The organism is Nocardiopsis lucentensis DSM 44048, from assembly GCF_000341125.1.
GTDB lineage: Bacteria > Actinomycetota > Actinomycetes > Streptosporangiales > Streptosporangiaceae > Nocardiopsis > Nocardiopsis lucentensis.
The window spans coordinates 1-7,063 of the sequence record NZ_ANBC01000294.1 but is presented as its reverse complement, the minus strand read 5'-3'; the positions used below and the strand labels follow the sequence as shown (position 1 = coordinate 7,063).

Genomic DNA, 7,063 nt, shown 5'->3' with positions numbered 1-7,063 from the left:
CTCCCCCGCCCCGGGCCGCGGCGAGGGTACCGCCGTCGGCGTCGGCGGTGTCGCGGGTACGGCGAGCCTGGTCGCGTTCCTCGGAGACGCGTCCCTCGGCGGTGACGAGTTCGTCGAGTTCGGCGCGTAGGCGGTCGGCTTCGGCGGTGCGCTCGGCGCAGGCGTCGAGGCGCTCGCGGACCGCGGTGGCGCGGGCGCGCAGGGCGTGCACCAGGTAGCCGCGGTAGTCGGTGAGGAAGTCGGCGACCCCGGTGTCGGCGCGGGTGAGGGCGTTCTTCTCGGCGCGGGCCTGTTCCAGGTCGGCGATGTTGCGGGCGACCTCGTCGAGGACGGTCTCGTCCATCGGTGGCAGGGCCTCCGACAGGACGCTGACGAGTTCCCCCGCTTCGAGGCGGTCGCCGATGGTGGGCCTGCGCAGACGGTAGAGCAGGTGGACGAGGTTGCGGTAGCGAACGGAGTCGTCGATGCCGAAGAGGGCGCTCATGACACGGGCCCGGTAGGCGACCGGGCTGGTGAAGCAGTGGTCGGCGCCGATCTCGGAGCGCAGACGGTCGATGGGTTTGGGACGGCCGTCGGTGACCAGCTCCAGGTCGCGCCCGACGCGGCGCTCGGTGACGAAGAACACGCAGCGCGGGTCGGCGTCGCCGACGGCCAGGACGGCGGCGCCGAGGGTGAGGTGGCGGGGCGGAGCGGCCGGACCGCCCGCGGAGTCGTCCCGTTCCCGGGGGGTGCCGCGCCCGACGGCGTCCAGGCCGCGGTCGCCCCGCGCGGTGGTGAACTCGACCCACAGGTAGCCCAGGCGTGTGGCGGGTCCGGTGCCCTCCGTGTCGTCGTCCTGGTCGGCGGGTTCGTCCGGGTCGGCGCCGCCCAGCAGGTCGGGGCCGGTCTCCTCGGGGCCGGGGCCGCGGCCCGCCCGGGGACCGTCGGCCATCAGCCAGCGCAGGCTGGTGCGGTTCGTGCCGGTGGTGTCCAGGCGGCGGACGTCCCCGTCCAGGAGGAAGGGCAGCAGCATCTCCAGGGCCTTGGACTTGCCCGCGCCGTTGCGGCCGCGCAGCAGAAGCCGCCCCTCGGCGAAGTCGAGGACCTGGTCGTCGTACTGCCAGACGTTGCGGATGCCCGCCCGTTCGAGACGGTAGCGGGGCGCGCTGGCCGGGTCAGTCGGAACCGTTCCGGGGGTCTCGCTCGTCTCCTGGGTCACCACTGGTCGCGCTCACCTTCTCGTTCGCCACCGCTTGCAGCACGGACGCCACGCGGCTCAGATCACCGTGGGGGTCGGCGGGGGCCCCGGGCGCGCCGGGGTCGGCGCCACTCGTTTCGTCGGGGTGTGTCCGGCTGTTGTCGTCATTGTCCTGGATCCGGAGGACGCGCTCGTCCGTGTCGGCGCCGTAGCGCGCGGCCGCGGCGGTGAGCCGCCGGTGGCCGGGGCCGCCGCGGATCAGGCCGAGGTCGGCCAACAGGATCAGCACCCGTGAGCGGAGCCGGGCCGGATCGGGGATCTCGGGTCCGGCCGTGCGGGCCCACTCGGCCCGTTCGGGGGTCCCCTCGGCGCACAGGGTGTCGAGCGCGGTCTCCAGTTCGTGTTCGGGGACGGGGACGGAGGTGGTGGGTCGGCCGGGGTGCAGGCGGCCGGAGAGGTGTCGGACCAGGGCGAGGGCGGTCTGGCCGACGGGGTCGCCGGAGGGGAACGCGGCGTGCGGGGCGGCCTCGTCGGGGGAGACGAGCGCGACGCCCTCGGCGCGGACCTCGGTGTCGACGCCGAGGAGGTTGCCGAGGGCGGCGGCCGCGCGCCACTGGTGGGCGACGAGTCGGTCGCGTTGGCGGTCGGGGAGCTCCTCACGGTAGACGACGGCGGTCTCCGCGAGCAGACGGCGCAGGGCGATCTCCCCCGCGTGGTCCCCGGAGGGGTCGGGGTCGACCGCCTCCGCGAGGAAGGTGTCGGGGGTGTCGTCCGCGTGGGGCGGGTGTGCGACGACGGAACGGAGCACGTGGTGTTCCGGGCGCAGGAGGGGGTCTGCGGTGGCGTCGGCGCGGTGGTCGGCGACGGTTCCGGACACTTCGGTGAGGGCGCCGAGGTCGACCAGCCGGGTCAGGGCGGCGCAGAACGCGCGGCGTTCCCCGAGCCCGCGCGCGGGGTCGGCGTCGACACCGGCCTCTCGCCCGGCGGAGCGGACGCGGGTGGCGAGTGTCCGGGCGGGGACGGCCGCCGGTTCCTCCAGCAGGACCGCCAGGGACAGTGCCAGGTAGGTGTGCGCACGGGGGGTGAAGCGGGCGCCGGTGTGCCGGGTGTGGGGTCGGGTGACCTCGGTGACGAGCCCGCGCTTGGCGAGGCGCGCGTGGTCGTCGGCGACGGTCAGCCGGTAGCCGAGCACGCGTTGGAAGCGCTGGATGAGCCACTCGGCGTGGGAGCGCACGAGCGCGAATTCGGCCGGGTGGGTACGCGCGGTGATCAGCGGACGCGCCATGAGCGCGCGAGCGGCCGCCTGGCGCTCGCCGATGAGGGCGGCGTCCTCGCTGTAGGTGTCCGTCTCCTTCACCCCCCTTGGTGGGCGTCGCGCCGGTGCGCGGACAGGTCGATCGGTCCGGTGGTCTCGTTGTCGGGGTTGGCGCCCGCCCCGGAGGGCGGGACGTCCCGAGGATCCTCGGTCTCTCCGTCGTCCGGCCCGGGGGTGTCGACCGGCGTCGCCGGACCGGCGCCGGGAACCTCCGTCGGGACGACGGGGATGGGGCCGGTGTCGGCGTCCGCGTCCGCGTCCGTGGGGTCCGGTCGGACCTCCGGGGCGGCCCACGGCCCCTCCCCGGCGGGGGGCGTCTCTGGTGCGGGCGTGCCGTCAGGTGCCGTGGCGACCGGAGCCACGTCGGAGTCCGACGTCTCCCGCGGGACGTCCGCGCCCCGCGTCTCGGACGGCTCGGCGGGCTCGGTCGACCCGTCGGGCCCCGACACGGCGTCGGAGGCCTCAGGGTGCTGCGGGTGCCCAGCGTTGTCCTGGGGCAGGAGGGACGTGAGGAGCTCCGTGGCGGTTTGGGGCTGGTCGGCCTCGCCGGAGGTGAGGACGTCCGGGGACTCCGAGGCTCCGTCAGCGCCGGAGGAGCCCCCCCGTGCCACGGCGTCCCGGGGGCCGGGGGGCTCCTGGGCGGCGGGCTCGGGAAGGGGGGCCGGGAGGGGCGGGAGTTCGACGACGTGTTGTTCGTAGGGGGTCACGCAGAGGCGCAGCCCCTCCAGGGACAGCTCGCCGCCCTCCCCCAGGACGGTGACCTCCGCTCCCGGCTCGGGGACCACGTGCAGTCGCAGGGAGAACTCCAGGTCCCCGGCGGACGTGGGGCGGTGGCTCGCGTCGCCGGAACCGAGAGCCGCGGTGAGGAGTTCCATGAGGACCTCCATCCCGGCCCCGGACAGGTCCAGGCTGGCCCGAGCCCCGGTGGGCTCGGTGAGCAGGGACCGCACCTGCGCGGCTCCCGCGCGGCGCCAGTGGGCGGAGGACTCGGCCGCGTCGCGAAGCCGGGCGCGCTGGGCGCGATGGTCGCGAACGGGCTCGGGCGGGCGGGTGCCGGGGCGTTCGGTGACCGGACTGCGATCGGGGTCGGCCTGCCACCAACTGGTCGTGGCGGCGACGGCGTCGTCCGCGCGGCCCCCGAGGTGGAGGGAGGCGTACAGGCCGTAGGCGGCGGTGGCCAGTGCGTCGGCGCGGTCGGGTTCGGCCTCCTCGAACCAGGAGGCCAGGCGCAGCAGAGCCGCGCGGCCGTGCCGTGGCGTCGGCTGATCGCCGGGGCCGTTTCCGTCGTGCGCGCCGTCCTGCGGACGCTCCTTGAGTCCCACAACTCAGCAGAGTAGAGACCTCACGGACGCGCCACGCCCGGATCGGCCCCGTATGGCTCGGCTGAGCCACCTCCATCACCCGTCCTGAGCAGGGACTATGTACTTTTTCGGAAGTTTGGGCCTCTTCCGAGTCACACGGTCACTCCTCCGGCGGGAGGTCCAGTCGGCCACCGTCGGCGGCCTCCATCGCCTCGCGGGCGTCAGCGGGCATGTCCCCGGCGGGGTCGCTGATCGTGTAGGTGGAGAAGTACGCGGTGCCGTCGACCTCCTTCGGGTCGGAGAGCTCGACGTCCACCTCGTAGGGATCGTCCACACAGCCCTGCTCGAAGCACCAGGTACCGGAGAGCTCGCCGTGCCCCCGCGCGGTGCCCTCGGACCAGTCCTCCCAGTTCATCCGGGTGAAGGTGGTGAACTCGGTGGCGACGTAGTCCCGGGGTTCCTGGTCGGGGTATCCCTCGGCGTCGCCGTGCCGGTTGAAGACGTGGGTCCCGCCGTCGGCGTCGCCGGAGTTCGGCGTCCCGCCGTCGTCCGGGGACGTGCCCCCGCCCTCGGGCTCCCTGGGCGTGGCCACCTGCTCTCCACAGGCCGTCAGCAGGACAAGGGCGATACCGCTCAGAAGGGCACGCTTCATTCCGACCTCCTCCGTGTGACCCCCATCATGCCCCTGAACAGCGAGAAGGCCCCCCAGCACACGCCGGGGGGCCTTCGAACCGCTCTTTTCCGTCACTGTGGGGCCGTCAGGCCCCGCCACTCGGGGACTAGTACCCGCCGCCCCCGTGGCTCAGGTTGGTGCTCTCCGGCCCGTTGACGCAGTCGCCGGTGGTCTGCGGCGACAGGATCGGGATGTTGACACCGGCCAGGAGGCCCACGGCCAGCTCGGTGTTGCAGAGCTGAACCGGAACGACCTGCAGGTTCTGGTTGAACTGCTGGTCGCCGCCGTGCGAGGCCGAGGCCGGGGAGGCCGCCAGAGCCGCCCCGAACGCGATCCCCACGATGGCACCGGTCACGGTGAGCTTACGCAGCATCGCCGGATCTCCTAGTCGATGTTGGTGTGCGTGGGCCCGTTGACGCAGTCGCCGGTGGTCTGCGGCGACAGGATCGGGATGTTGACACCGGCCAGGAGGCCCACGGCCAGCTCGGTGTTGCAGAGCTGAACCGGAACGACCTGCAGGTTCTGGTTGTACTGCTGGTCGCCGCCGTGCGAAGCGGAGGCGGGCGTGGCGGCCAGGATGGCGCCCAGAGCGATTCCGGCGACGGCGCCGGCGGTGGTGATCTTGCGCAGCATGTCGGTTAACCCCTAGCGGATGTTGGTGGAGACCGGGCCGTTGGTGCAGTCGCCGGTGGTCTGCGGCGACAGGACCGGAACGTTGACGGCCACCAGGCCGACGGCCGCGCTGGTGTTGCACAGCTGAACCGGGATGCCCTGCAGGTTCTGGTTGTACTGCTGGTGACCGCCGTGCGAGTCCGCGGAGGCCGGGGAACCGGAGAGAACCACGCCGAAAGCGGCGCCAGCGATGAGGCCGGCAACACCGAGCTTACGCAGCATTTGCATTACCCTTCAGAAAAGATTGTGAACTGTCTCGGTCTGGCGAATTGCCGGAAACTAGCTGATGTTGGTGCCGACGGGCCCGTTCGTGCAGTCGCCGGTGGTCTGCGGCGACAGGATCGGGATGGTGACGGCAACCAGACCGACGCTGCCGGTCAGGTTGCAGGACTGGATCGGAACCACCTGCAGGTTCTGGTTGAACTGCTGGTCGCCACCGTGGGAGGCGAAAGCGGGAGCCCCCGTGAGGATCGCGCCCATCGCGGCACCGGCGACCAGGCCAGCAGCGGCCATCTTCTTGATCATGACTTCCCCCGAGAATCAATGCGAGGTGTTGACAGAAAAAGACGCAGGCGCTTCTTGCACCTGTGTCGCGGTGGACTGGAGCAATCATCATCCGGCCCCTGTTTTTTGTCAACGCCGAAACCCGGAAAGCAATTTGTCCGGATTGTCGTTGACATTCTTTATGTGGGGTGCGCGAAACATCCCCAGCCATCCATTAACGTATGAAAGCGAATAAAGCCGCACACCTTCACCAAGCCACACAACCTCGAACAGGCGCGCGTAACATGAGATATCCGCCCACAATCCCCACGGCAGCGATCCCAGATCGCCCTCCCCTTCGGCGAAACCGCAGATCAGAGACGTACGGACGGAGAGCCGAGGGCAGGCGACCACCACAACCCGAACATCACTCAGCGTGATCGCCCCGTGACGCCATCGCGATCCATCCGCGACCGGCCGAATCCACCGAGAGTGACGACAGCGCACGCGTAGACCCGCCAGGACTCACGGAGAGTGACGCACACCACTCCCGTCAGAGCTCACCCGCCCCAGACACGCGAAAGGCCCCGGTGGCCAGCGTGTCCGCTGGCCACCGGGGCCTCATCCCAGGGTGGCAGGTGAAGGATTCGAACCTTCGAAGGCAAAGCCGACGGATTTACAGTCCGCTCCCATTGGCCGCTCGGGCAACCTGCCTGGGCTGCGGCGACGTGTTCGTCGCGACGCATGTAAGAGACTAGCGGATGATCGGCCCAAACCTGAAATCGGTTTGTCCGCCCGGCGCCCAGCAGGGCCTTCGGGCGTCCAGGGCAGCACGCGGCTAAGCTCGTGACCCCGCCCGGCCGGACTGTCGGCACGGGCCGAACGAGACCGCGCGGGCGCCCGACGAGCGCCCGCTACCCATGACAGACAACGGGGTGTGAGCGTACGTGGCCGCCGAATCCAGTTTCGACGTCGTGTCCAAACTCGACCGTCAGGAGGTCGACAACGCCCTGAACCAAGCGGGCAAGGAGCTGGCCCAGCGGTTCGACTTCAAGGGCACCGGAACCACCATCGCCTGGCAGGGCGAGAACGGTATCGAGATCAAGAGCGGCTCCGAGGAGCGCGCCACGGCGGCTCTGGAGGTCTTCAAGGAGAAGCTGGTCAAGCGCAAGATCTCCCTGAAGGTCCTGGACCCGGCCGACGAGCCCAAGCCCTCCGGCAAGGAGTACCGCCTCCCCATCAGCCTCAAGGAGGGCATCTCCTCCGAGGACGCCAAGAAGATCTCCAAGCTCATCCGCGACGAGGGCCCCAAGGGCGTCAAGGCGCAGATCCAGGGTGACGAGCTGCGCGTCAGCTCCAAGAAGAAGGACGATCTCCAGAGCGTCATGAAGCTCGTCGAGGCCAAGGACTTCGACCTGGCCCTCCAGTTCGTCAACTACCGG

General features: G+C 71.1%; 8 protein-coding genes, 1 tRNA gene and 1 pseudogene. 1 reads left to right on the top strand and 9 read right to left on the bottom strand.

Translation table 11 applies throughout. The features are described 5' to 3' along the window. The 9 genes and pseudogenes from D471_RS0110120 to D471_RS0110080 all read right to left on the bottom strand — a co-directional run. A pseudogene (locus D471_RS0110120) lies at positions 1-1,201 on the bottom strand (exonuclease SbcC); the annotation flags it as partial. Continuing rightward, positions 1,155-2,534, bottom strand: coding sequence for a TIGR02678 family protein (locus D471_RS0110115; RefSeq protein WP_017598512.1), 1,380 nt, complete (start codon positions 2,532-2,534; stop codon positions 1,155-1,157). The gene D471_RS0110115 and the pseudogene D471_RS0110120, both read right to left, overlap by 47 nt. Beyond that, positions 2,531-3,814: a DUF2397 family protein gene (locus D471_RS38310; RefSeq protein WP_026127582.1), complete on the bottom strand. Its 1,284-nt coding sequence runs from the start codon at positions 3,812-3,814 to the stop codon at positions 2,531-2,533. The genes D471_RS0110115 and D471_RS38310 overlap by 4 nt, the downstream gene beginning before the upstream one ends. A gap of 139 nt (positions 3,815-3,953) precedes the next feature. After that, complete coding sequence (locus D471_RS0110105) at positions 3,954-4,445, bottom strand: hypothetical protein (protein WP_017598511.1); 492 nt, start codon at positions 4,443-4,445, stop codon at positions 3,954-3,956. A 127-nt stretch (positions 4,446-4,572) separates the two neighbouring features. After that, a complete protein-coding gene (locus tag D471_RS0110100) occupies positions 4,573-4,839 on the bottom strand; it encodes a hypothetical protein (RefSeq protein WP_017598510.1) in 267 nt (88 codons plus the stop codon). A gap of 11 nt (positions 4,840-4,850) precedes the next feature. Next, entirely contained in the window at positions 4,851-5,099 is a 249-nt protein-coding gene (locus D471_RS0110095; RefSeq protein WP_017598509.1) for a hypothetical protein, read from the bottom strand. 12 nt (positions 5,100-5,111) lie between these two features. Beyond that, positions 5,112-5,360, bottom strand: a complete 249-nt coding sequence (locus D471_RS0110090; protein ID WP_017598508.1) for a hypothetical protein — start codon at positions 5,358-5,360, stop codon at positions 5,112-5,114. 57 nt (positions 5,361-5,417) lie between these two features. Beyond that, on the bottom strand, positions 5,418-5,663 hold the full coding sequence (locus D471_RS0110085) for a hypothetical protein (RefSeq protein WP_017598507.1): 246 nt from the start codon (positions 5,661-5,663) through the stop codon (positions 5,418-5,420). Positions 5,664-6,253: 590 nt separating this feature from the next. Beyond that, positions 6,254-6,335 (bottom strand) — tRNA-Tyr (locus D471_RS0110080). Between the two features lie 233 nt (positions 6,336-6,568). Between D471_RS0110080 and D471_RS0110075 the strand changes: the two genes are divergently transcribed. Then, a partial coding sequence (locus D471_RS0110075) for a YajQ family cyclic di-GMP-binding protein (RefSeq protein ID WP_017598506.1) occupies positions 6,569-7,063 on the top strand: 495 nt, incomplete at its 3' end.